Origin of the sequence: Clavibacter lycopersici, assembly GCF_003576405.1 — a bacterium.
Lineage (GTDB): Bacteria > Actinomycetota > Actinomycetes > Actinomycetales > Microbacteriaceae > Clavibacter > Clavibacter lycopersici.
In genome coordinates this window covers 1-574 of the sequence record NZ_QWGT01000516.1, presented here as the reverse complement: position 1 = coordinate 574, position 574 = coordinate 1, and the positions used below count along the sequence as shown (strand labels likewise).

Genomic DNA, 574 nt, shown 5'->3' with positions numbered 1-574 from the left:
CCCGCCCCGCCAGCCCCGCGACGGCGGAAGCGGCCGCGAGATGGCCCGTTCCCCAGTCGAGCGCCTGCACGGGCAGCGGGACGGGCCGGTCGGCGCCCGCCGCGGCCATCCCCGCGTGCGCGATCCCGGTCGCGCTCTGCACGATCGAGTCGAAGCCGCGGCGTCCTGCCCACGGGCCCGTCCACCCGTACGCGTCGATGGACACGTCGATGAGGCCCGGGCGGATCCGCTCCCGCTCGTCGGGCGGGAACCCGAGCGCGTCGAGGGCGCCGGGACGGTAGCCGTGCACGAGGACGTCGGCGCCGGCCAGCAGCTCGGCGAGGCGCGCGCGGCCGTCCGACATCCGGGCGTCCAGGCGCGCGGAGCGCTTGCCTGCCATGACGAGCGGCAGGACGGCGGGCTCGTTCCAGTCGGGCGGGTCGACGCGCAGCACATCGGCGCCGAGGGCCGCGAGCGCCTGCGTGCACGCCGGGCCCGCGATGACGCGCGTGAGGTCGAGGACGCGGATCCCGGCGAGCGGCGCCTCCGCGCGCGGCCGCCAGCCACAGGATCCCGCCCCCGGGCCGCCGTCCTG

The 574-nt window shown here is 78.9% G+C and carries 1 protein-coding gene; it reads right to left on the bottom strand.

The features are described from left to right. Positions 1 to 574: CoA transferase (locus DZG00_RS16290; RefSeq protein WP_199689848.1), on the bottom strand; the 574-nt coding region annotated here is incomplete at both ends.